Genomic DNA, 21576 nt, shown 5'->3' with positions numbered 1-21576 from the left:
TCGATCGTTCGGTTTTCGAGTCTAGCCCGCTGGCCCGTTGCTCGTCAGTGGCCGCACGTGCCCGTCGTGGTGGCGCTTTGGGCAGGTGCAGCCGTAGGAGGATCGGGGCACCGGCCAACCCACGCTGCGGCGGGCAGAATGTTGGATCAAGCCATGCGTTGCCGGTTGTTCGCGAGTTCGCCGCGGTGGTCGCGCAGCCTGCCGATGCGGTGCGCCAGCTGTGCCCTTGCCGTTTGTGGAGTCTCAGCCGGCGCGCACAACGATGTCGCCATGCATCGAGGTCAGTCCGCGCCATCGCGCCATCGCGCCGACTCAGCGCGGGACACGCTCCGCCGCGACTGGATGCCCTGCGCGCTCGCGCTCGACTGCAAGCGGTATCCGTCGTGGTGTTCTCTGCTGGGCGTCACGCCAAGGCGTAGCGCAAGCGGTCGAAGTGGCCATCCGGTGGCTACGCTGGCTCTCTATGGTCCGACCAACATGCTCGCTGCCAAGCTCGTGGTCGGCATCGTCCAAGTGGAGGATGCCGACCACGAGCCATTTGGCCGTTGGTTCGCGCAAGCCGGCGACATCCGCAACGATGCCGCGGTGATGCAGCAGGCGCTGCAGTTCGTCCGCCGCCATGCAGTGAAGAGCGTGATGAGGACGCACCGCTTCATCGGCCGTCCGCACGGTGAGGGCATCGACTTCCTGGAAGGTGAGGCCTGCCCGCGTCGTCCGTTCTGGGCCAGTCGCGATCGCTGGGCTTGAGACGTGTCGCTGAGCTTGCGCGGGCGCGGGCTTGGCCGCCGGCGCGAGCTTGGCCGCCGGCGGACCCCGCTTCAAGCCCCTCTCCCCTGGTGGGAGAGTGGTTGGGGAGAGGGGGACGACACACTTCGCCAGTGGGCACCCCCTCTCCCCCGGCCCCTCTCCCGGGAGGGGAGAGGTGAGGAACCGCACACGAGTGAAGGGGCCTGCGGGTTCGAGGATTCCTCCATCCGCGTTCGCTGACCTTGACCTCGAATCGACCACCGCGCTGACCAACTCGCAGGCTCGGCGAGCCCTGCTTGAAGCCCTCTCCCGTTATGGGAGGGAGAGGAATCGCGCTCCGCCGAGGCACGGGCGCTACTCCGGCGGCAGATGGATTCCTTGGCCCTCAGCCTGCCCGCGGGATCGATCCGGCCAAGGATTCGACCTCGCGATCGTTCGACGGCTCGATCGCTGTTCGGGTAGCGTTGGCGCCCGGGGCCGAGGGACGGGGGCGGGCAGTGATCAAGGCGAGACTCATGCTGGCGCTGATGCTGCTTGCGCCTGTGGTGGCCGTGGCTCAGGTGTCCATGGCTCAGCTCGACCCGCGCGTCGAGGCCCTGTTGGCGCGATTGCAGTCGACGTCGATCAATACCCGGATTGCGGCCGCGCAGGATGTGTTTGGCGGAGGGTTCGCGTCGCCCGAGCTCTACGCCAAGCTGGCCGAGCGGATCGAGCAGGGACTTGCCGAACTGCAGCGAACCGACCGCCACGCCAACGAGTTGGCCTGGCAGACCAAGGCGCTGGCGAGTTCGGGCGATGTTCGCTATCTGCCCTTGATCGAGCGGGTTGAGAATGCGGGCCATCGGCGCGTGGCCGGCCAAGCCCATGAGGCCAAGCAGGTGCTGTTTCGTGCGGCCGAGTCGGGGCGGCCCTACCTGCTGCCGCTCAAGGTTCCGCTGATCAGCGATGCGCAGGCGCAGCAGTGCGAGCTGCTGGCGCAGGAGAACTGCCAGACCCGCAGGCCGGTGGGCAGCTGCGTGGTTCATCACCAGAACAGGGCGATTCTGGTCGGTGGCAATGCCATCCAGCTGATGCACTCGACCAGCCGAAGCACGCGCATCCAGGAAACCCGCCTGGCAAACCTGTACCGGTGTCGCTGGTGAGTACGGCTTGAGTGCGATTTCGGAGGCCTTGGCGGCGCGGGTGGCCAATGCACCTTTAGGCGCGAACGCGGCTGAAATCCGAGAATTCCAGCACCATCGTTGCATCGGCCTACGGGCGTCGAGGGTGGAGAGAACCGTTGGCCCGAGTGCGGGTGGAAGGCAGCACAAGGCGTGAGCCGATCGCCGCGCTGTGCGCCAACGTTTCACTACGCGGACCGCGAGGACCTGGCGGGAGCTTCGCGGATGCGTGGCCGGGTTCTTGCTTGTGCGCACTGGCGCACGCCGGGACATCGGGTTCCGCGCGGCGCCGGGCTTCAGGAGAGAACCCCATGCGTGGATTGTTGTGTGCACTGGCACTGTTGCTGACCTCGTCGAGCGCTTTTGCCGAGTACGCGTTCCAGATCGAGAACAACACGGACTCCAAGATCGACGCGATCGTGGTCTCCGAAGACGGCGAGAACTGGGGCGCCTTCGATATCGGTGCGGGCATCGCCGCGGGTGCAACGGCGGATCTGACCTGGGATTCCAGCACCGACGAAAGCGGCTGCACCTGGTACTTCATGGCGAGCTTTGCCGATGGCAGCGAGTCGGACGTGGTGGAGTTCGATTTCTGCGAAGAAGAGCTGGTAATCCAGTTCGACTGAAGCCTTTGCAGCGTTCCCGCGGTTGACCGCCTGAGGCGCATTTGTGCCGCGTGGCGTCAATGGCTTTGGCGGTTTCTGCGCGGCGAGGGTGGCGAGTGTGGTGGCGTGGAGCCATCGAATCGCGCGCGTGCCTCTCCGGGTGCAGGGCATACGATGGCGCTCGCCCGACTGGGCGGGTGCTTTGCGTACACGAAGGGCCAGAAGCTGCGCGCGTTGGCACGATGCGGCGCGCCAGCTTTCACACGTCGAAGCGTTCGCTCGTATCCATCCGCACGCCGCGCAGATGCGCGGTTCGCAGATGGGCGGCATAGCGGTGCTCGGCAAAGTAACCGATCAGGATCGAGCGGCGGCGCGCACCGCTGCGGTTGAGGCTGCCGGCGTGGACGAGATCGGCATCGAACACCAGGATGTCGCCGGCGCTGCCGCTGATGTAGTGCGCACGGGCTTCTTCATTCGGATCGAACTGCGCGTCGGCGTGCGCGGGGCGATGGGTGCCGGGGATCAGTCGGGTGGCGCCGTTGTCGGGGCCGAAGTCGTCGAAGAACGCCAGCGCGTTGACGGTGTCGCCGGGACGCTCGGCCGATAAATCGCGATGCAGACCCTGCTGGCCGCCGCCGGGCAGCGGTTCGCGGCCTTCGACCTGGGCGAGGAAGAAGCGCTCGCCGATCAGTGCGGCGGCCGCGGCCAACAGCGTCGGCAGGCGACACACGGCCTGGATCTGCGGGTCGAGATCCAGCATCGAATGCCGCCAATCCGCACCCCGCGGCACCGGCCACTGGTCAGACGGCTTGGCACCGGCCTCGAACGCGCTGCGCAGGGTGTCGATCCAGTCGACGGGGATCGCTCCCCGCAGCAGGACGAAGCCATCGCGATGAAGTTGTTCGCGGTCGATCATGGATTCCTCGTGGGCACAACGGCGCATTGGTATCGTCGCGTCGCGTCGGGGCGGGTGGGTGGTTTCAACAGTCTGACAAATCTGGCCGCGAGAGAGGCTCGGGGCGTCGGCGCCGGGAAGGCTGGAAAAGCATCGCTGAAGCTTGACCCTGTGGCCATCCGCGATGGCCGTTTGATCAAGCTGGCGTGTCGCAGGGGCGATCGAGCCTGAAGGCACGGGTCGGCGCGAACTGCACATACACACGGAGGTTCAAAGCTGATGCTGCGAATGGAGGCTGCGCTGATGCTGACACCCGCTGAGCTCCGGTCTCGCCTCAACGCTCTGGCCCGCCCACGTCGCGGCGTCCTGCACTCGCCGCGCAACGAGCTGCTGCACGATAAGGCCGATGAGTCCAAGCCCTACTGGGGGCACTGGGCGGCGAATCGCTTCAGTCTGTCCCCTCAGCGGGTCTCGCGCTGGCATAGCGGCGATCAATGGCGTGCGCATTTCGATGGCGAGCTTGAGCCCGCGCCGCCGGGCTGCATCGTGCGTATTCGTGCCAGCTTGGGGCTCTGGCCGACGATTACTGGATCAATGACGATCGCGCTGCTGCTGAGCACAGCGACGATCGGCTTGTTGCAGCAGACAAACCTCTGGCTGCCGGCACTCGTTCTCGCGGGGCTGCTGTTGTGGCTCGGTTGGGCATGGGTTCGCCGACAGTCGCGGCAGCTGTTGCGGAGGCTTGCGCAGTGAGTAGACGGGGCAAGCCTGCGGTCGCCCATGCACTGCGTCGCCTGCTGCATGGCGCGGTTGCCGCGGGCGCAAGCAGCGCTGCGGTGCTGCTCCTACTATGGTTGGCGACGCGTTTCGGCGCAGCCGCGATGCTGTGGATACTCGGCGCGCTGCTGCTCACGGGGCTGCTCGTTCTGCAGTGGCTTGCGGTGCGCCGGTTGCGCGCCAAGCCAGACGCCGAGCTCGCGGCTGCGCTGCTGCAGAGCACTTCGGTGACGCGCTGGGTGTACGGGCAACTGCGCGAAATGCAGCGACCCGCCGGCGGGCGCGACCAGCGCTCCGATGGGTTGGACGATGACTGAGCGCGAGCTCCTTCCGAGCCGGTCCAAACGAGTTCAGCACGCAGCTGATGCCGCGCCGCGGGTTTCGCGTGCGCCTGCTGCCGCGAACAGCTTCACTGCGATGTCGGCGGGCCGTTCGAGCTCGGCGTGTTTGCCGCCGAATGCCGACCGGTGACGCACTCGCGCCCGCCTTCCGCGCGCCGGTGCAGGGCTGCACATCGTGGGCCTGTGTCTGTCAGACTCGACCGGCCATGTTGAACATGTCCTTGCGGTCCCTGTTCTGCTTCGCTGTCTCAAGGCAGCTGTGGGGGGCTGCGCTGATGGCGGCACTGGCCTGGGGATTTCTGCCGACGGCGTGGGCCGCGGATCGGCCTTTGAAGCTGGTGGCCGCGGGCATCAGCAGCAGCGACGAGACCGCCGAACTTCCCTGTGGCAAGGTTTACCTGCTGCTGGCGAAGGAAGCCCTGCGTCGGGCCGATATCGACTTCGTGTGTGAAGCGCTGCCATGGCGGCGTGCCCAGGCCATGGTGCAACTCGGTCGGCAGGATGCGATGGTGACCTTGGCAACCGAGGAACGCGCCAAGTACAGCGTCGCCTCGACCGAGACCCTGTACCGTCTGCAGCTGCGGGGCTTCACCAGCGCAAGCCACCCCCGGCGCGCCGAGTTGGCCTTGCTCGAAACCATCGACCAACTGCGGCCGTGGCAGTTGCTCAGCTATCTGGGTGACGGCTGGGCGCGCGCGCATCTTGAGAACGCCGGCTTTCAGGTCGCTTGGTCACGTGACCTGGCGACCGTGCTCAAGCAGTTGGCGGCGCAACGCGGCGACCTGTGCATTTCGGCCGAGGTCGAGGCGATGCCGCTGATCCACGCCATGGGCATCGAAGACCAGGTGATCATGCTGCCGGAAGTGTTGGACACGCTGGAGTTCAAAATCCAGATCAGCAAGCTGTCGCCGCATTTGTCGAAGCTGCCTGTCATCGATGCAGCGATCAGAAGCATGCACGCGGATGGCACGATCGAGCGCATCAGTCGTGAGGCCGCGCTGCAGGCCGGTGTGCGCTGAAGGTCGCGATAGGCTCCGCTCGCCCACCGCGATGAGGACTCCCTCAGGCGAGCGGCCGAGCGGCTGCTGCGACCTGCGACAACGCCGATGCCCCTTGCGAGCCGGCCAATGACGAACGCACTGCGGGTGCATACGGTTTCCCCGGGTTCGCGCTAGCCGCCGCGCAACGCTTCCAACAGCGCGGCACGCGGCAGTTTGCCGGTGGCGTTGCGGGGCAGCGCGGGCAGCAGTCGCAGCGGTCGCGGCAGATACACCGGGTCCAACACCTCACGCAGGGCCGCCATCACCGCGATCTCGTCCAAGCCGGGCGCTACCACCAGGGCCGCCACGCGCTGCACGGCGCCCTCGCGGTCAGGCACGAACACGACCGCATCCTCGACGCCGGCAATCGCCTGCACCCGGCGCGTGAGTTCGCCCAGCGAGGCGCGTTTGCCGGCGATCTCCAGCAGATCGGTGGCGCGCCCGGCCAAGCGGAAGCGACCCTCCGGCAGCAGTTCGATCAGGTCCTGCAGCAGCACCGGCGCGGACAGCCATTCGGCCTGGATCAGGGCGCCGTCGGGCCGTGGCTGGATCTGCACGCCAGGGTGGGCCAGCCAGCTGTCTTGCTGGGCTGTGAGGCGGTGGCCGATCACACAGGTTTCAGTGCTGCCGAACAGCTCCAGTACGCGCCCGCCGCTCGCGGCTTCGGCGGCGCGCGCCAGTTCAACAAGCAGCGGTGCAGTCGCGCTGACGATCGCAGCCAGCGGCGGGATGGTGATGCCGGATGCCATCAGGGCACGCAGATGCACCGGCGTGGTCACCAGCACCCGTGGCGCATCGATCTGCGCCAGGGCCGCCGCGATATCGGCCGGGAAGAACGGCCGGCCGCGATGGATCGGAACTCCGCCGAGCAGAGGCAGCAGCACCGAGGTCTCCATGCCGTACATGTGCTGGGCCGGGACCGTGGCCACGATCTGCGCATCCGCCCCAGCGATGTGACTCAGCAGCTGCGCGTTCAGCGCCGTGCTGCGAACGAAGCTGGCCCAGGACTTGAGCTGAGGTTTGGGCGGGCCGGAGCTGCCCGAAGTGAAGCCGATCACGGCCAGCTGGTCGGCGGCGATGGTCGGCGGCGATGGGTCGACTGCTGTCTCGGGCAGCTCGGCCGGCAGTCGGGTGTAGCGCGGCGGTACCCGCTCCAGCGGCGCACAGCAGTGGCCGTCGTCACCGACGCCGTGCGCCTCCGGGTAGCGCTCCAGCATCTCCAGGATCACCCCAGGCGCGCGCGACGGCGGCAGCAGAGTCGGCTGCCCGCGCAGCAAGGCAGCGCAGAGAGTCACGGTGAACCGGTAGCGGTTCTCGCAGAGATTGAGGCAGTGACTGCCGGCCGGTAGGGTTTCGGCCAGCGCCTGCACCTGGCGCAGAAAACGCTGCAGGCTGATCGGGTCGTCATCGCCAATGGCAACCGAACGCGTCAGCGGTCCGACCACGAGCGGAAGTGAGGTCGCCGCAGCCGCGGGACCGGTGAAGATTGCGGACATCGACGGCGGGAAGACCCTGAATTCAACGCGCTAGGCTCGCGGAAAACGCGGCAATACTCAAGATGGGTGCTTGTGCGGGGGATTCGGGCGTGTGGAATCGGGAATCGGGAGCGGCCGGCCGGAGCTCGCGCCGTATGCGGGCCCCGACGCCGTCATGTCTGCATCCTCGCAGCTTGGGGAGATCGGGAGCAGGCCGAGCGGGCTCTTGCCGTTCCCGATTCCCCAAACCCGATTCCCATCACTTGTCGGCAATCACATACGCCGGCAGCTTCTTCGTCACCGCGACGTTCTTCAGGGTCACGTAGCGCGGCAGGCCGTCCTTGGCGAAGGGCGGTGGGGCTTCGCCCTGGATCAGCGGGGCGAGGTATTTGCGGCAGGCGTCGGTGATGCCATAGCCATCGCGGCTGATGAAGTTCTTCGGCATCTTCTTTTCGTGGTTGGCGACCTTGGCCAGCGGAGCGGCTTCGATCTTCCAGCGATAGGGTGCATCCGAGGTGCGCTTGATCACCGGCATCACCGCGTTCTTGCCGGCCAGCGCGTACTCGACTGCCGCACGGCCGACCGCCTGGGCTTGCTCCCAGTCGGTCTTGGATGCGATGTGTCGCGCCGAGCGCTGCAGGTAGTCGGGCACCGCCCAGTGGTACTTGTAGCCAAGCTTTTCCTTGACCAGGGCGGCGATGGTGGGCCCCACACCGCCGAGCTGGCTGTGGCCGAACGCATCCTTGCCGCCGGCCTCGGCGACAAAGCGGCCGTCCGGATGGCTGAGGCCTTCGCTGACCACCACCGTGCAGTAGCCGATCTTCTCAACCGTGGCCTTGACCTTGGCCAGAAACTTGGCCTCGTCAAAAGCGATTTCCGGGAACAGGATGATCTGCGGCGGGTCGCCCTCGGCGCGCTGGGCGAGCCCAGCGGCGGCGGCGATCCAGCCGGCGTGGCGGCCCATCACCTCCATCACGAACACCTTGGTGGAGCTCTCGCTCATCGAGATCACATCAAGACTGGCCTCCATCACCGACACCGCCGTGTACTTCGCCACCGAGCCGAAGCCCGGGCAGCAGTCGGTCACGGCGAGGTCGTTGTCGACCGTCTTCGGCACGCCGATGCAGGTGACGGGATAGTCGAAGGCCTTGGTGATCTGCGACAGCTTGTGTGCCGTATCGGCGCTGTCGTTACCGCCGTTGTAGAGGAAATAGCGGATGTCGTGCGCACGGAACACGTCGATCAGGCGCTGGTACTGTTCACGATTTTCATCGACCGACTTCAGCTTGAAGCGGCAGCTGCCGAAGGCGCCGCCAGGGGTATGGGCAAGATCGCGCAGGGCAGCGGCGGTTTCCTTGCTGGTATCGATCAGGTCTTCGCGCAGCGCGCCGATGATGCCGTTGCGCGCAGCCAGCACCTTGACCTTGTGCTTGCGCGCGGTTTCGATCACCGCGGCCGCGGTGGCATTGATGACGGCGGTGACGCCGCCCGATTGTGCGTACAGCAGTTTTCCCTGGCTCATGCGGGTTTCCCATTGAAGTTGTCGGGCTGCAGAAGGTTCGCAGGCTGCGTCTGGCAGCGCGGCGCACAGTGTAGCCGCGCGGGAACGGGACCCGGCAGCGGGCGCGCCTGTGCCAACATCCGCGCCTTGACCGTTGCCATCCAGCCGCATGACCCCATCGCACGAAGGCGCCCGCGCGCGCGCCGATGCCTACCTGCCTGCCGTGACCGGCCTGCGCGGCGTTGCTGCGCTGTGGGTGTTGCTGTTCCACCTGTATGACCTCAGCCATCGCGCCGACATCGGTTGGGGGAGCTTCGTTTTCGCGCCCTTGCTCACCAGCGGCTATCTGGGTGTGGACCTGTTCTTCGTGCTCTCGGGCTTTCTGCTGGCGCCGGCCTTCATCGACGGCGCGCGGCGTGCGCAGGGCCTGTGGCCGTTCTGGCGCAACCGTTTGCGCCGTGTGCTGCCGGCACTGTGGGCGCAGCTGGTGATCCTGTTGGCGATCGCGGCGGTGTGGGGGGCAGGCCTGCCTCCGCTGGGCGAGATCGCCGCGCACTTCAGCCTGAGCTTCAACCTGTGGGGCAACGAGTCGGCGATCAACGGCGTGTACTGGTCGCTGCCGGTCGAGTGGAATTTCTACATGGTGCTGCCGCTGATGGCGCTGGTCTTCCGGGGCAGCGCGCGGCGCGCCTTGGCGGGCGTGCTGGTGTTCCTGCTGTTGGCGATCGGCTTCCGCCTGCTCTGCGTCTGGAGCGTGCACCGCTATGGCGCCGACGGCCTGGTGCTGGCTCGCTGGATCATCCAGCTGCCCGGGCGGCTTGACCAGTTCGGCTTCGGCATGGCGGCCGCTTGGCTGCTGTTGCGGCACCCGCCTTCGCCGGCGCTGGCGCGCACGCTGGCCTGGTCGGGCCTGATCGCGGCTTTGGCGCTTGCGGCGCTGGCGTCCGAACTCGGCAATTTCGTTGTTGAGCTGGGCCTGCCCTGGGTCTGGCTGTTCAGCGCGCTGATCGCGCTCGCCTTTGCCGCACTCATGCTGGGTGCTTCGGCCGATCCGCGCGGCGCGGTCGCGCGCGGCCTGCAGTGGTGGCCGTTGGCCTGGCTGGGCATGGTCAGCTACAGCCTGTACCTCTGGCATGCGCCGCTGCTGTACCTGTTCAACCATTGGTTCGCGCGGCCGGCAGGCTTACTCGATTGCGTGCTGCTGGCCGCGCTCTCGATGGCGGTGGCAGGCGTGTCCTATCGCTTCATCGAGCGGCCTTTCCTCGGCGCACGTGCGCGGCGTTCCGAGCAGCTTGAACGGCCGGCCTGACGCGGCTTGCCGCTTCGCAAGTCGTCAATGGCGCCTTCCGGCTTCGCTGAATTGACTTGCCTGGGGGCAGCGGTTACGTTGCGGACGACCGCACGCTCCGGGACATTGGCGGGACAGCCGCGATGCCAGCGCCTGCTCGCAGGCGCAGTCCGCACTGCTCCAGCCCCGGCGTAGCCCCCGATTTCTCCTCACTTTCGGATCTCCCATGCGACTGGTACTTCTCGGCGCGCCCGGCTCGGGCAAAGGCACCCAGGCCACCCGGCTCAAGGAACAACTGGGCGTACCGCACATCTCCACCGGCGATCTGCTGCGCGCCGCCGTAGCGGCGGGTACCCCGTTGGGGCTGCAGGCTCAAGCCGTCATGGCGCGCGGCGAACTGGTCTCCGACGAGATCGTGCTCGGCATGCTCGAAGAGCGTTTCAGCCAGCCGGACATCGCCAGTGGCTTCATCCTGGATGGCTACCCGCGCAACCTGGCCCAGGCCAGCGCGCTGGACGCGCTGCTGCATCGGCTGAACCTGCCGGTGGACGTGGCGGTACAGCTGGATGTCAGCACCGAGCTGTTGATCCAGCGCATCGCCGGCCGTGCGCAGGCGGAAGGCCGCGCTGACGACACACCCGACGCGGTGGCCAATCGTCTGCGGGTGTATTCCAATCAGACTGCGCCGGTCATCGACTACTACCGCGAACGCGGGCGCCTGGTCTGCGTGTTCGGCGTCGGTGCGCTGGAAGAAGTCTCCGGCCGCATTCTCGCTGCGATCCGCAGCGCCGTGGCGGACGAAGCCTGAGCGCGTTCAGCTCGACGCGCGCGCCCGCAGCGGCCGGTTCTGGCTGCCTGCGAGCGCGCTGATTGACCCGACTCGCGCGCCTTACCTTACCGACGACGCTCATTCGACTTCGCGCCGCCCGTCTTGCCGCCGGCGTCGAGCGGCGCGATCGCTGTGTGACCGTGGTCTTTCGTGGGTTTCGACTGCATCGCCGGCAGAATGCTCGGCGCCCATCTGCGCTTCCTAGGTGTGCAAGCCATGTCGGCTCTGATCGCTCGGATCGCCCTGTTGTGTGCACTGCGGCTGGGTCCGCAGCATTTGCCGCATTCGACCGGCGCGCTGGCGATGCTCCTGCTTGGCCTGTTCGGTTTGCAGTTCGTTGCCGCGCAGTTGCTGGGTGGCAACGAGCTCTTGCTGCCGCGGTTGCTGTTTTCCATCGCCTGCCTGCTGCTGCCGGTGTGGGCGCTGCTCCGGCTGGTGAAACTGCCCGAGCGGTTCGTGCAGACGGCGACCGCTTTTGCCGGTACCGGAGTGCTGTTCACCGTGGCGTTGCTGCCCGCTGTCGCGCTGCTGGGCGAGCCTGAGCTTGCCAAGGCTGCGCCGCAGGATGTAACGGCGGCGCAAGCCCTGATCGCTTTCACCGCACTCGGACTGACCCTGTGGAAGCTGATGGTGGATGCCCACATCTGGCGCAACGCGCTCGAGTGGCCACCGCTTGCGGCCTTCATCCTCAGCCTGGCCTTGTTCTTCGCTGAAGTCGCTCTGGCCACTCAGCTTTTTGGACGCACGCAATGAAGATCCACATCCTCGGTATCTGCGGCACCTTCATGGGCGGCGTGGCCGCGCTGGCGCGCGAACTGGGCCACACAGTCGAAGGCTCCGATCAGAACGTCTATCCACCGATGAGCGAGCAGCTGCAGGCGCTCGGCATCGCCCTGCGTTCTGGTTACCTGCCTGAACATATCAGCGCCGACGCCGAGCAGGTGGTGGTTGGCAATGCGCTGTCGCGCGGCAACCCGGCGGTGGAGGCCGTGCTCGATGCCGGCCGCGACTACACCTCGGGCGCGCAATGGCTTGCCGCGCAGGTGCTGCACGGCCGGCGTGTGCTGGCGGTTGCGGGCACCCACGGCAAGACCACCACCAGTTCCATGCTCGCCTTTCTGCTGGAGCGCGCGGGCGCCGCGCCCGGCTTTCTGATCGGTGGTGTGCCTGACAACTTCGGCGTGTCCGCACGCTGTGGCGCTGGCGATGCCTTCGTGGTCGAGGCCGATGAATACGACACCGCGTTCTTCGACAAGCGTTCGAAGTTCGTGCACTACCGGCCCGAGATCGCGATCCTCAACAATCTCGAATACGACCACGCCGACATCTTTCCGGATCTGGCCGCGATCCAGCGCCAGTTCCATCACCTGGTGCGAACCGTGCCCGGACGCGGCCGCTTGATCGTCAACGCCGAAGACCCGGCCCTGACCGAGCTGCTTGCGATGGGCTGCTGGACGCCGGCGACCCGCTTCGGCATCGAGGTCGCCGCCGACTGGCAGGCGCAGCTGCTGCAGGCTGACGGCAGCGCGTTCGAAGTGCGCAACGCCGGCCGCACGCTGGGCGAAGTGCACTGGGGCCTGCTTGGCCGGCACAACGTGATGAACGCGCTGGCCGCGATCGCGGCCGTCGACGCCTACGGTCTCGATGTGCAGCCGCTGCTGCCACAGCTGGCCGAGTTCGCTTCGGTGAAGCGGCGCCTGCAAAAGCTCGGCACGCCGCGCGGCATCAGCGTCTATGACGACTTCGCCCACCACCCGACCGCGATCCGCACCACCCTGGCCGGCCTGCGCGCCCAGGTCGGTGCGGCGCGGATCCGGGTCGCGATCGAGCCGCGCAGCAACTCGATGCGGCTCGGCGCCCATTCGGCTGAGCTGGCGCCGTCCTTGGCGGATGCCGACGAAGTGGTGTTCCTGCACCGCCCCGAACTGCCCTGGGATGCTGCCGCCGTGGTTGGCGCCCTGCGCGGGCAGGGCAGCACGGTCGCCAGCGTCGACGCCCTGCTTGATCGCCTCGCCGCCAGCGCGCAGCCCGGCGACCACGTGGTGTTCATGTCGAACGGCGGCTTCGAAGGCGCGCCGGCGCGAATGGTTGAGCGGCTGGGAATCGGGAATCGGGAATCGGGAATCGGTTAGAGCGGTGCGCTGTCGGGGCGCTGCTCGCCAGCCGGCGGGCATGTTCCGCTACGCAGATTCGGCTCTGGAGTTCCGAGTTCGTTCGTGGCGATCTGGCTCCCACGAACCCGCTCCAAACCACTCCCGATTCCCCGCTCAGCTAGACTTCTGTCCATGCCCAAGCGCGACCTGCCCCTGTTCCCGCTTTCGATGGTGCTGTTTCCCGGCGCCGAACTGCGGCTGCGCATTTTCGAAACGCGCTATCTGGACCTGATCAAGCAGTGCAGCCGCGAGAGCAGTCCGTTCGGCGTCAGTCTGATTCTTGCGGGTGCAGAAGCGGGCAGCCCGGCGCTGCCGGCGGCGGTCGGCACGATGGCGCGGATCGTCGACTTCTACACCTTGCCCGATGGCCTGTTGGGCATCTGCTGCCGCGGCGAGCAGCGCTTCCGGGTGCGACAGACCCGGCTGCGCGATAACGGCCTGATCATTGGAGAGGTCGAGGACTCGACCTGGTTCGAGCCCGAGCCCGTGCCGGCTCAGCATGGTCTGCTGGCACAGCTGCTGGAGCGCCTGCTCGAACACGTCGGTGGGCCGTATGCCGATGCCAGCAAGGCCCAGCTCGATGATGCGCACTGGGTCAGCTTCCGTCTGGCCGAGCTGCTGCCGTTCGAGCCGCGTGAACAACAGGCCCTGCTGGAGCTTGACGATGCCAGCGCGCGGCTGGATCGCATCCTTGAGGCACTGCCGCAGTTCCAGTCCGAGGGCTGAAGCCCGCGCACGCAGCCTGCGGGTGGCCGCTCGGCTGCGTGTAAGATGCCAGCGTTGTCCGCCCTGTTGCTGCCTTCCCCGATGCGAACTCCCCGAAATTCCCGAGTCCTGGCCGCGCTGGCCGCCATTGTCTGCGCCTGGCCCGCCGCCGCTGCGGTACCCGAGCTGAGCCCGGATGCCCGCGCCGTCTTTGTCGCCGAGGCCGCCGAGAAACACGGCCTGGATCCCGCCACGATCGACACCTGGCTGGGCCGTGCGCGCTACCAGCAGAGCATCATCGACGCGATGACCCGCCCGGCCGAGGCCAAGCCCTGGCGCGACTACCGTCCGATCTTCATGAACGACCGGCGCATCAGTGACGGTCGCGCGTTTCTGACCGAACACTGGGCCTTGTTGTCGCGGATCGAGTCCGAGACCGGCGTGCCGGCCGAGATGATCGTCGCGATCATGGGCGTGGAGACCAGCTATGGGCGCATCACCGGCAGTCACCGCGTGCTGGATGCGCTGTACACACTTGGCCTGTTCTACCCGCCGCGCGAGACTTTTTTCCGCGCCGAGTTGGGCAACTTCTTCAGGCTCGCCGAAGCCGAGAACGTCGACATCGCCACCGCCAAAGGCAGCTATGCCGGCGCGATGGGCTGGGGCCAGTTCATGCCGTCGAGCTACCTCGCTTACGCCGTTGACGGCGACGGCGACGGTCGCCGCGATCTGTGGGGCTCGTTGCCCGACATCACCGCCTCGATCGCCAACTATTTCGTCGCCCACGGCTGGCAGCGTGATCTGCCGGTGGTCGCGCCGGCTCGCTTCGACGGCGCCGAGGAATTCGCGCCCGGCAACCTGGAGGCCACCCATCGGCTGGCCGACCTCGCCGAACGCGGCTATCGGCCGCAGCACGCGGTTGGCGCCGATCTGCCGGCGACCGTGCTCAATCTCGATGGCGCCGGCGGTCGCGAGCATTGGATCGCGTTCAAGAATTTCTACGTGATCTCGCGCTACAACCGCTCCCAGCTGTATTCGCTGGCGGTGTTCCAACTGGCCGGCGAGATCGCCCAGGCGCGCCCCGACGGCGCCACCCCGCTGGCGCCGTGAGGCCACACCGCGCGGCACAAACCCTGCTGATGCTGCTTGCGGTGCTGCTGCTGTCCGCCTGCGCCGGCGGCAAACACCGGCCTGCGCCAGAGCGTGAGCATCGCGGTGGCTCGACTTCGCAGCGGCCGGCGCCGCCGCGGCGCCCGCCCAGCCAGGGCGAGCCCGCGGGCGAGCAGGGCGGTGGGCTGTATGCGCCGCATCTGCGCGATGGCGGCCCGGAAGTGCCGCCCGATGTCAGCGGCCTGCCGGAGCCGATACCCCGCGCCGAGCCGCGCGCGCGCTACGGCAACCATTCGCCGTATGTGGTGCTCGGCCGGCGTTACCACGTGATGGACAGCGCCGACGGCTATGTCGAGCGCGGCGTGGCCAGCTGGTATGGCACCAAGTTCCACGGCCGGCCCACCTCAAGCTTCGAACCGTACGACATGTACCAGTTCACCGCCGCGCACAAGACGCTGCCGCTGCCGAGCTGGGCGCGAGTCACCAATACCGAGAACGGCCGCAGTGTGATCGTGCGGGTCAACGACCGCGGGCCGTTCCACGCTGATCGTCTGATTGACCTCTCCTACGCCGCCGCGGTGCGCTTGGGTATTCATATCCGCGGCACCGGCCCGGTCAAGGTCGAGGCGATCGTGCCGCGTGGCATGCACAGCACCACCGCGAGTGCGCCGCCGCCGGCGCGCCCGGGTGGCGCTGTCGCGCCGCCGCGCGAACAGCCACCGCGCACCGAAGCCGGCGACGTGATTCTGCAGGTCGGCAGCTTTGCCGAGCGCGTCAATGCGCGCCGGGTCGCCGACCAGCTTGAAAGCGCCGGCGTTCGTGACGTCCGCATCCAGCGCGCCGAAGTGGGCGCCAGCACGGTCTACCGGGTCCGCATCGGCCCGGTCGATGTCGATTCCCAGCCCGCCCTGGTCCAGCGCGTGCAGCGTTTGGGCCTGGGCACGCCGCGGCCGGTCCGCCCCTGAAGCCTTTGCCGCATCCCGAGATGGAGTCTGTCCGCATGAAAGTGTTCGCCACCCGCCTGCTGGCCGCTGCCCTGTGCAGCGCCGCGGTGTTCACCGCCGCCGCGCTCGCCCAAACCCCGGCCGCACAGCCCACTCCTCAGCCTGTGCCGCAGCCAGCGCCACGCCCGTCTGCACCGGTGCCGGCGCCACAGCCGCCGAGCGTTGAAGGCACCGCCTGGGTGCTGATGGACTATGCAACCGGCCAAGTGCTGATGGGCCACAACCCGGACGGCCGGGTCGAGCCCGCCAGCATCACCAAGGTGATGACCTCGTACGTGGTGTCGGCCGAAGTCGCCGCCGGCAAGGTCGGGGTCGACGATCAGGTGCGCATTTCCGAGAACGCGTGGCGGGTCGGCGGTGGCGGCACTGATGGTTCCACCAGCTTTCTGCCGGTGAACTCCGAGGTGCGCCTGCAGGATCTGCTCTACGGGATGATCATCCAGAGCGGCAACGACGCCTCGATCGCGCTGGCCGAGCACGTCGCCGGCAGCGAGGAGGCCTTCGCCGACCTGATGAACAACTACGCGCAGAAGCTCGGGCTGACCGGCACCCATTTCACCAATGCCACCGGCCTGCCCGACCCGGAGCTCTACACCACCGCGCACGACATCGCCCTGCTGTCGCGCGCGCTGATCCGCGACTTCCCGGAGGACTACGAGGTCTACGCCAAGAAAGAGCTGACCCTGAACGGCATCACCCAGCACAACCGCAACTCCCTGCTGTGGCGCGATGCGACGGTGGACGGCATCAAGACTGGGCACACCGCGGCGGCCGGCTACTGCCTGGCAGCCTCGGCCGAGCGCGAAGGGATGCGCCTGATCAGCGTGGTGATGGGCTCCTCCGGCGAGAAAAAGCGCGCCGACGACAGCCAGGCGATCCTGAACTACGGCTTCCGCTTTTTCGAATCGCATCAGCTGTATGCCGCCGGCGAAAAGCTGGCCGAGCCGCGCCTGTGGAAAAGCGAACTCAGCAGCCTGCCGCTGGGTCTGTCCGAGCCACTGCAGTTGACCGTGGCGCGCGGCAAATACGATCAGATCAAGGCCGTGATCGACATCCCCAAGCCGCTGATCGGACCGTTCGAGCAGGGCCAGCAGGTCGGTACGCTGCGCCTGAGCTTGGACGACCAGCCGCTGGTCGAACGCCCGCTGGTGGCGCTGCAGGCGGCACCGGAGGCGGGCTTTCTCGGCCGCACCTGGGATGGGGTGATGATGTGGTGGGAGTCGGAGTAAGACGCGGGAATCGGGAATCGGGATGGCCGAAGGTTCAGTCGGCGCGGCTGTGTGACGGCTTCGCCTGACCGACTGCAGCCGCAGTTGCAGCCTTCTCGCGACCGTGAATTCTCGCCCCGGCCGCGAAGCTGAACATCACCGGCGTTCGTCGCGACGGATACTGCAGACCTGAGCGTTGAATCCGCCAAGGCAAGCCGCCTTGACCCGAAACGCCAGGAGCACCTCATGAAGCGCACCGCCCTCCGCAGCACCCGCACGCTGATCGCTCTGACCATTGCTGCGGCATTTTCAGCGACCGTCGCTTTCGCCCAGCCGGGACCGGCCGCGTCCTCCGATCGTGACAGCCGTCGAGCCGAGATGCAGGCCAAGCGCGAGCAGGTCCGCGCCGACATGCTCAAGCGCCTCGACGCCAATGCCGACGGCAGCATCAGCCAGACCGAGATCGATGCCGCCGCGGCCGCGCATGCCGCCTCGATCGATGCCAACGGCGACGGCCAGATCAGCGCCGCCGAGCTGGAGGCCTTCCGCGACGCCCAGCGCGCCGAACGTCAGGCCCAGCGTCAGCAGAAGCAGCTTGAGCGCATGGACAGCAATGCCGATGGCCAGCTCAACGCCGAAGAGTTCGCCGCCGCCCACGCCAAGCGCATGCAGCGCATGGACCGCAATGGTGACGGCATGATCGAGGCTGACGAGCTGGCTCACGGCCCGCGTGGCGGTCACGGTGGCCGTCATCACGGCCCGCGTGGCGGCTGAGCCGGCCGGCGACCGTCAGTCGCATGCTCAGTACTGCACCCTGTGGTGATGCCATCGACCCCGATGCCGACCTGTTGAAGGCGGCATCGGCCGGCGATCAGCGCGCTTCCGCCGCGCTGGTCGCCCGGCACCTGCCGCGCGTGCACCGGCTGGCAACAAGGCTGCTGGACGATGCCGCTGAAGCCGAAGATATCGCTCAAGAACTATTCCTGCGCCTGTGGCAGGCCGGTGCGGACTGGCGCAGCGGGCAGGCCCAGGTGAGCACCTGGATCCACACCGTCACCGTCAACCTGTGCCGCGACCGGTTGCGTCGACGGCGGCCGCAGATCGCGCTCGACGAAGGCCTGGCCGAGGCCGCCGAGCTGCGGCCGGAAGCGCAGGCGATGGTCGGCGAGCGCAGCCAGCAGCTGCGCAGCGCGATCGCCGAATTGCCGGAGCGCCAGCGCGAAGCCCTGCTGCTGTTCCACTACGAAGGCCTCGACCAGGCCGAATCGGCGGCTGTGCTTGGCGTCAGCGAAGACGCATTGGAATCCCTGCTGGCCCGCGCCCGTCGCGGCCTGCGCCAACGTTTGCCTGCGCCGCAAGGAGGCGCGTCATGAACTCCGAACGACTGCAGCATCTGATCGATGCCTACGGCGCTGACCCCGCGCGCTGGCCGCCGGCCGAACGCGCTGCACTTGCTGCGGCGCGGCCCTTGTCGGCTCCCCTTGCCCAGGCGCTTGCCGAGGCCGCTGCGCTGGATCAAGCCCTGTCCGGCCTGCCGCTGCCCGAACTGCCGTCCAGCCTGGCCGCTCGCGTGCTCGCAGCAGCACCGCAGGCCGCGCGGCATCGCCCACCGGCACCACAGCGCTCGGGCTGGCGCGAGCTGTGGGATGCCCTCGGTGGCCTGCGCCTGGCCGGCCCGGCGTTCGCGTTGGCGCTGAGCTTCGGCTTGGGCCTCGGCATCCTGATCCCGCAGGCCGCGGAGGAATCGGAGTCCGATCTCGACACCTACATCGCCCTCGCCTGGCTGGACGAGAGCATCGACGAGGAACTGCCATGAGCGCGCTGTCCACGCCCTTCCGCATCGCCCTGCTGGTGTCGGTGTGCCTGAATCTGCTGCTCGCCGCCGCGCTGGCCGGCATGGCCTGGCGCAAACCGGCGCCGGTCGAAGCTGCCGTCGATCCCGGCGACGCGCGCAGCCTGCCGGATGCACGTCGGCTGGAGCGCGTGCTGACACCCGAGCGCCGGGCGATGGTGATGGAAACCCTGGGCAGCGATCGGCACGAACTCCGGCGTTCACTCGGCGAAGTGCGCTCCGCACAAGTCGAGGTGCAGCGCCTGCTGCGCCAGCCTGAGTTCGATGCAGAAGCGTTTGGCGCCGCGCTGGCGCAGGTGCGTGCACGCGAGCAGGCCACCGCCGAACGCGTGCACGCCGGCCTGCAGCGCTTGGCCGAACGCCTGCAGCCGCGCGAGCGCGCGCTGCTGGCCGACAGCATGCAGCGTCGCGGCGGACACCGCGGGCGCTCGCCCGACGACAGCCGTGGCCGCGAGCGCGAGCGTGAGAACGATTGAGCCGAACCACCGCAGGCGCTTGGGAAAGCCGCGCGCGGCCCCGATAATGCGCCGATGGACACAAACGACCCCGGTGCCGCGCCCGAGCAGCGCGGCTTTGAATTTCCCTGTCGCATCGAGATCACCGCGGTCGGCCTGGCCAGCGCCGACTGGATCGAGCGCGTCACCGGCGCCATCCACGCGCTCGGCCTGAGCTTCGATGCCGACAGCGTGCGCAGCCGCAGCTCCAGCGGCGGCAAATACCTCTCGGTCAGCCTGAGCTTTGACGCGCACTCGCGCGAAGACTACGACGCCGCCCACGGCGCCCTGCGCGCGCTGCCCGGCATCAAGTGGACGCTGTAGGCCCCGCCGCGCTGCAGGTCTGCCAGCTCGGCCGCCAGCCGTATGCGCCGGTGTGGCGGGCCATGCAGGCCTACACCGATGCGCGCGGGCCGGAGCAGCCGGATCAACTCTGGCTGGTCGAGCATGAGCCCGTGTTCACCCTCGGCCAGGCCGGCAAACCCGAACATGTGCTGCTGCCGGGCGACATCCCGGTCGTGCGCGTCGACCGCGGCGGCCAGGTCACCTATCACGGCCCCGGACAGCTGGTCGCCTATCCGCTGCTCGATCTGCGCCGGCTCGGCATCGGCGTGCGCGATCTGGTCTGCCGGATCGAACAGGCGACCATCGATACCCTCGCCGAATGGAATATCCGCGGCGAGCGCATCGACGGCGCGCCCGGCATCTACGTCGACGGCGCCAAGGTGATGGCGCTGGGCCTGCGGGTGCGGCGTAGCTGCAGTTTTCACGGCCTTGCCCTCAACGTGGCGATGGACCTCAGCCCCTACGCCGGCATCAACCCCTGCGGCTACCAGGGGTTGAAAGTGACCCAACTGCTAGACTTGGGCGGCCCCGCGACCTTGGCCGAGGCCGCCGCTGTATTGGTGCCGAAGCTCGCCGCCGCGTTCGGCCTGCAGGCCATGGATGCTGCCGCGCCAGACCTTTCCCCCTTCTTCGCCGAACCCGAATCGAGCCCCGCATGAGCGACTCCGCCACCAAGCCCGCCCCGCGCGAAATCCCGCTGATGGTGATGGGCGAGAAGCAACTGGGCGAGAACAAAATCGCGCGCAGCCCGGTCCAGTTCGAAAACGCCCCGACCCTGCGCAAGCCGAGCTGGATCCGCGTGCGCCTGCCCTCGGGCAATGCCGTGCAGCAGCTGAAATCACGCCTGCGCGAGAACGCCCTGGTCACCGTCTGTGAAGAGGCCAGCTGCCCGAACATCCACGAGTGCTTCAGCCACGGCACCGCCACCTTCATGATCCTTGGCGAGGTCTGCACCCGCCGCTGCAGCTTCTGCGACGTCGCCCACGGCCGGCCAAAGCCGCCGGATGCCGCCGAGCCGTTCAAGCTCGCGCAGACGATCGCCGACATGCGCCTGAAGTACGTGGTGATCACCTCGGTCGACCGCGACGACCTGCGCGACGGCGGTGCCCAGCATTTCGTTGACTGCATCCGCGAAACCCGTGCCCTGCTGCCCAGCATCAAGATCGAGATCCTCACCCCGGACTTCCGCGGCAAAGGCCGCATGGACCGCGCGCTGGAGATCCTCGCGACCAACCCGCCCGACGTGTTCAACCACAACCTCGAAACCGTCCGCGAGCTCTACACCAATGTCCGCCCCGGCGCCGATTACGACTGGTCGCTGCAGCTGCTGCAGCGCTTCAAGGCCCAGCACCCGAACGTGGCCACCAAGTCCGGAATCATGCTCGGCCTCGGCGAAGAAATGGACCAGGTCGTCGGCGCCCTGCGCGACCTGCGCCGCCACGATGTCGACATGGTCACCATCGGCCAGTACCTGCAGCCCACCCCGCACCACCACCCGGTGATGCGCTACTGGCACCCCGATGAATTCGCCGAACTCGAGCGCATCGGCCTGGAGATGGGCTTTACCCATGTCGCGTCCGGGCCGCTGGTGCGCTCCAGCTATCACGCAGATCGGATGGCCAAGGATGCGGGCTTCGTCGATCTCTGACGCAGTGGCGGGATGTGTCAGCGCAGTCGGCGAGGCGCACCCCAGCATCGCAGCGGGCTCTTGTAGGTCGGGGTAAGCCAAAGGCGCATCCCAACGTCGTGGAATTCACGCTCACCTCAAGTCGCGATACCGCGCCGACACATCGCCTGCGCTTCGTCGAGACGCGAGCTTGGGCCGCGCTGCGCTTGGCGCCAACCTGCGACCAGCACGCTCTTGCGGGCCCGCAACGCCCTACTCGAATCGACCCGCACCGGCAGCGACTTGCGGCACCAAGGGAACCTCTGTTTTATCCCAGCCCGGCTGGTAGAATTTGTGCATCACCCACATGACAGTCACCCCATGAAGCAGACCACCTTCGACTCTCTGGCCTACACGGCGAAGAAGAAGCAGACGCGCCGC

At 67.7% G+C, this 21576-nt stretch carries 24 protein-coding genes; 21 read left to right on the top strand and 3 right to left on the bottom strand.

Features of this window, described 5'->3' with window-relative positions; all coding sequences use genetic code 11:
* The first annotated feature begins 342 nt into the window (after positions 1-342).
* The 3 genes from ACIQ7H_RS15195 to ACIQ7H_RS15185 all read left to right on the top strand — a co-directional run bounded on the left by ACIQ7H_RS15195 (position 343) and on the right by ACIQ7H_RS15185 (position 2533).
* The gene (locus ACIQ7H_RS15195; RefSeq protein ID WP_395792979.1) at positions 343-747 is read left to right on the top strand and encodes a hypothetical protein; all 405 of its coding nucleotides are present in this window, start codon (positions 343-345) and stop codon (positions 745-747) included.
* A 515-nt stretch (positions 748-1262) separates the two neighbouring features.
* Positions 1263-1889: a hypothetical protein gene (locus ACIQ7H_RS15190; protein ID WP_395792977.1), complete on the top strand. Its 627-nt coding sequence runs from the start codon at positions 1263-1265 to the stop codon at positions 1887-1889.
* 329 nt (positions 1890-2218) lie between these two features.
* Positions 2219-2533: a hypothetical protein gene (locus ACIQ7H_RS15185; protein WP_395792975.1), complete on the top strand. Its 315-nt coding sequence runs from the start codon at positions 2219-2221 to the stop codon at positions 2531-2533.
* A gap of 238 nt (positions 2534-2771) precedes the next feature.
* Here ACIQ7H_RS15185 and ACIQ7H_RS15180 read toward each other — a convergent pair whose 3' ends face one another.
* A complete protein-coding gene (locus ACIQ7H_RS15180) occupies positions 2772-3428 on the bottom strand; it encodes a phytanoyl-CoA dioxygenase family protein (protein WP_395792973.1) in 657 nt (218 codons plus the stop codon).
* A 267-nt stretch (positions 3429-3695) separates the two neighbouring features.
* Between ACIQ7H_RS15180 and ACIQ7H_RS15175 the strand changes: the two genes are divergently transcribed.
* From ACIQ7H_RS15175 to ACIQ7H_RS15165, 3 genes are all read left to right on the top strand, one after another.
* Positions 3696-4160: a hypothetical protein gene (locus ACIQ7H_RS15175; protein WP_395792971.1), complete on the top strand. Its 465-nt coding sequence runs from the start codon at positions 3696-3698 to the stop codon at positions 4158-4160.
* Entirely contained in the window at positions 4157-4501 is a 345-nt protein-coding gene (locus ACIQ7H_RS15170) for a hypothetical protein (RefSeq protein ID WP_395792969.1), read from the top strand. The genes ACIQ7H_RS15175 and ACIQ7H_RS15170 overlap by 4 nt, the downstream gene beginning before the upstream one ends.
* Positions 4502-4740: 239 nt before the next feature.
* A complete protein-coding gene (locus tag ACIQ7H_RS15165) occupies positions 4741-5544 on the top strand; it encodes a substrate-binding periplasmic protein (RefSeq protein ID WP_395792967.1) in 804 nt (267 codons plus the stop codon).
* A gap of 152 nt (positions 5545-5696) precedes the next feature.
* On the opposite strand, the gene ACIQ7H_RS15160 is transcribed toward ACIQ7H_RS15165, so the two are convergent.
* Positions 5697-7061 carry an AMP-binding protein gene (locus ACIQ7H_RS15160; protein WP_395792965.1) on the bottom strand — a complete coding sequence of 455 codons (1365 nt, stop codon included), beginning with the start codon at positions 7059-7061 and terminating at the stop codon, positions 5697-5699.
* A 238-nt stretch (positions 7062-7299) separates the two neighbouring features.
* Positions 7300-8562 (bottom strand): 6-phosphofructokinase, encoded by a 1263-nt coding sequence (locus ACIQ7H_RS15155; protein ID WP_395792963.1) that lies wholly within the window; start codon positions 8560-8562, stop codon positions 7300-7302.
* A gap of 148 nt (positions 8563-8710) precedes the next feature.
* On the opposite strand from ACIQ7H_RS15155, the gene ACIQ7H_RS15150 reads away from it, so the two are divergent.
* The 15 genes from ACIQ7H_RS15150 (at position 8711) to lipA (ending at position 21177) form a co-directional block, all read left to right on the top strand.
* A complete protein-coding gene (locus ACIQ7H_RS15150) occupies positions 8711-9850 on the top strand; it encodes an acyltransferase family protein (protein WP_395792961.1) in 1140 nt (379 codons plus the stop codon).
* Positions 9851-10055: 205 nt separating this feature from the next.
* Positions 10056-10637 (top strand): adenylate kinase, encoded by a 582-nt coding sequence (locus ACIQ7H_RS15145; protein ID WP_395792959.1) that lies wholly within the window; start codon positions 10056-10058, stop codon positions 10635-10637.
* A 348-nt stretch (positions 10638-10985) separates the two neighbouring features.
* The gene (locus ACIQ7H_RS15140; RefSeq protein ID WP_395792958.1) at positions 10986-11411 is read left to right on the top strand and encodes a hypothetical protein; all 426 of its coding nucleotides are present in this window, start codon (positions 10986-10988) and stop codon (positions 11409-11411) included.
* Positions 11408-12790 carry a UDP-N-acetylmuramate:L-alanyl-gamma-D-glutamyl-meso-diaminopimelate ligase gene (gene mpl, locus ACIQ7H_RS15135; protein ID WP_395792957.1) on the top strand — a complete coding sequence of 461 codons (1383 nt, stop codon included), beginning with the start codon at positions 11408-11410 and terminating at the stop codon, positions 12788-12790. The genes ACIQ7H_RS15140 and mpl overlap by 4 nt, the downstream gene beginning before the upstream one ends.
* Positions 12791-12943: 153 nt before the next feature.
* Positions 12944-13537 carry an LON peptidase substrate-binding domain-containing protein gene (locus ACIQ7H_RS15130; protein ID WP_395792955.1) on the top strand — a complete coding sequence of 198 codons (594 nt, stop codon included), beginning with the start codon at positions 12944-12946 and terminating at the stop codon, positions 13535-13537.
* Positions 13538-13618: 81 nt separating this feature from the next.
* Complete coding sequence (gene mltB / locus ACIQ7H_RS15125; protein ID WP_395792953.1) at positions 13619-14626, top strand: lytic murein transglycosylase B; 1008 nt, start codon at positions 13619-13621, stop codon at positions 14624-14626.
* Positions 14623-15591: a septal ring lytic transglycosylase RlpA family protein gene (locus tag ACIQ7H_RS15120; RefSeq protein ID WP_395792951.1), complete on the top strand. Its 969-nt coding sequence runs from the start codon at positions 14623-14625 to the stop codon at positions 15589-15591. The genes mltB and ACIQ7H_RS15120 overlap by 4 nt, the downstream gene beginning before the upstream one ends.
* Before the next feature lie 35 nt (positions 15592-15626).
* Positions 15627-16859, top strand: coding sequence for a D-alanyl-D-alanine carboxypeptidase family protein (locus ACIQ7H_RS15115; RefSeq protein WP_395792949.1), 1233 nt, complete (start codon positions 15627-15629; stop codon positions 16857-16859).
* A gap of 225 nt (positions 16860-17084) precedes the next feature.
* Entirely contained in the window at positions 17085-17612 is a 528-nt protein-coding gene (locus ACIQ7H_RS15110) for an EF-hand domain-containing protein (protein ID WP_395792947.1), read from the top strand.
* Between the two features lie 23 nt (positions 17613-17635).
* On the top strand, positions 17636-18211 hold the full coding sequence (locus ACIQ7H_RS15105; RefSeq protein WP_395792945.1) for an RNA polymerase sigma factor: 576 nt from the start codon (positions 17636-17638) through the stop codon (positions 18209-18211).
* Complete coding sequence (locus tag ACIQ7H_RS15100; RefSeq protein WP_395792943.1) at positions 18208-18654, top strand: hypothetical protein; 447 nt, start codon at positions 18208-18210, stop codon at positions 18652-18654. Before ACIQ7H_RS15105 ends, ACIQ7H_RS15100 begins: the two co-directional genes overlap by 4 nt.
* Positions 18651-19166 (top strand): periplasmic heavy metal sensor, encoded by a 516-nt coding sequence (locus ACIQ7H_RS15095; protein ID WP_395792941.1) that lies wholly within the window; start codon positions 18651-18653, stop codon positions 19164-19166. The genes ACIQ7H_RS15100 and ACIQ7H_RS15095 overlap by 4 nt, the downstream gene beginning before the upstream one ends.
* Positions 19167-19220: 54 nt before the next feature.
* Positions 19221-19508, top strand: coding sequence for a YbeD family protein (locus ACIQ7H_RS15090; protein ID WP_395792939.1), 288 nt, complete (start codon positions 19221-19223; stop codon positions 19506-19508).
* Positions 19496-20188 (top strand): lipoyl(octanoyl) transferase LipB, encoded by a 693-nt coding sequence (gene lipB, locus ACIQ7H_RS15085; RefSeq protein WP_395792937.1) that lies wholly within the window; start codon positions 19496-19498, stop codon positions 20186-20188. The genes ACIQ7H_RS15090 and lipB overlap by 13 nt, the downstream gene beginning before the upstream one ends.
* The gene (gene lipA, locus ACIQ7H_RS15080) at positions 20185-21177 is read left to right on the top strand and encodes a lipoyl synthase (protein ID WP_395792935.1); all 993 of its coding nucleotides are present in this window, start codon (positions 20185-20187) and stop codon (positions 21175-21177) included. Before lipB ends, lipA begins: the two co-directional genes overlap by 4 nt.
* Positions 21178-21576 lie beyond the last annotated feature (399 nt).

This window comes from Aquimonas sp. (assembly GCF_044377145.1).
Taxonomy (GTDB): Bacteria; Pseudomonadota; Gammaproteobacteria; order Xanthomonadales; family Xanthomonadaceae; genus Aquimonas.
This window is presented reverse-complemented; position numbering and strand designations above follow the sequence as displayed.

Excerpts from the sequence above, each read along its gene's own strand:
- ACIQ7H_RS15105 (WP_395792945.1), top strand. The coding sequence starts at position 17,636 with ATGCTCAGTACTGCACCCTGTGGTGATGCCATCGACCCCGATGCCGAC.
- ACIQ7H_RS15195 (WP_395792979.1), top strand. The coding sequence starts at position 343 with ATGCCCTGCGCGCTCGCGCTCGACTGCAAGCGGTATCCGTCGTGGTGT.
- ACIQ7H_RS15115 (WP_395792949.1), top strand. The coding sequence starts at position 15,627 with ATGAAAGTGTTCGCCACCCGCCTGCTGGCCGCTGCCCTGTGCAGCGCC.
- ACIQ7H_RS15175 (WP_395792971.1), top strand. The coding sequence starts at position 3,696 with ATGGAGGCTGCGCTGATGCTGACACCCGCTGAGCTCCGGTCTCGCCTC.
- ACIQ7H_RS15180 (WP_395792973.1), bottom strand. The coding sequence starts at position 3,428 with ATGATCGACCGCGAACAACTTCATCGCGATGGCTTCGTCCTGCTGCGG.
- ACIQ7H_RS15100 (WP_395792943.1), top strand. The coding sequence starts at position 18,208 with ATGAACTCCGAACGACTGCAGCATCTGATCGATGCCTACGGCGCTGAC.
- ACIQ7H_RS15165 (WP_395792967.1), top strand. The coding sequence starts at position 4,741 with ATGTCCTTGCGGTCCCTGTTCTGCTTCGCTGTCTCAAGGCAGCTGTGG.
- ACIQ7H_RS15155 (WP_395792963.1), bottom strand. The coding sequence starts at position 8,562 with ATGAGCCAGGGAAAACTGCTGTACGCACAATCGGGCGGCGTCACCGCC.
- ACIQ7H_RS15095 (WP_395792941.1), top strand. The coding sequence starts at position 18,651 with ATGAGCGCGCTGTCCACGCCCTTCCGCATCGCCCTGCTGGTGTCGGTG.
- lipA (WP_395792935.1), top strand. The coding sequence starts at position 20,185 with ATGAGCGACTCCGCCACCAAGCCCGCCCCGCGCGAAATCCCGCTGATG.
- mpl (WP_395792957.1), top strand. The coding sequence starts at position 11,408 with ATGAAGATCCACATCCTCGGTATCTGCGGCACCTTCATGGGCGGCGTG.
- ACIQ7H_RS15090 (WP_395792939.1), top strand. The coding sequence starts at position 19,221 with ATGGACACAAACGACCCCGGTGCCGCGCCCGAGCAGCGCGGCTTTGAA.
- ACIQ7H_RS15190 (WP_395792977.1), top strand. The coding sequence starts at position 1,263 with ATGCTGGCGCTGATGCTGCTTGCGCCTGTGGTGGCCGTGGCTCAGGTG.
- ACIQ7H_RS15130 (WP_395792955.1), top strand. The coding sequence starts at position 12,944 with ATGCCCAAGCGCGACCTGCCCCTGTTCCCGCTTTCGATGGTGCTGTTT.
- ACIQ7H_RS15150 (WP_395792961.1), top strand. The coding sequence starts at position 8,711 with ATGACCCCATCGCACGAAGGCGCCCGCGCGCGCGCCGATGCCTACCTG.
- mltB (WP_395792953.1), top strand. The coding sequence starts at position 13,619 with ATGCGAACTCCCCGAAATTCCCGAGTCCTGGCCGCGCTGGCCGCCATT.
- ACIQ7H_RS15145 (WP_395792959.1), top strand. The coding sequence starts at position 10,056 with ATGCGACTGGTACTTCTCGGCGCGCCCGGCTCGGGCAAAGGCACCCAG.
- ACIQ7H_RS15160 (WP_395792965.1), bottom strand. The coding sequence starts at position 7,061 with ATGTCCGCAATCTTCACCGGTCCCGCGGCTGCGGCGACCTCACTTCCG.
- ACIQ7H_RS15185 (WP_395792975.1), top strand. The coding sequence starts at position 2,219 with ATGCGTGGATTGTTGTGTGCACTGGCACTGTTGCTGACCTCGTCGAGC.
- ACIQ7H_RS15110 (WP_395792947.1), top strand. The coding sequence starts at position 17,085 with ATGAAGCGCACCGCCCTCCGCAGCACCCGCACGCTGATCGCTCTGACC.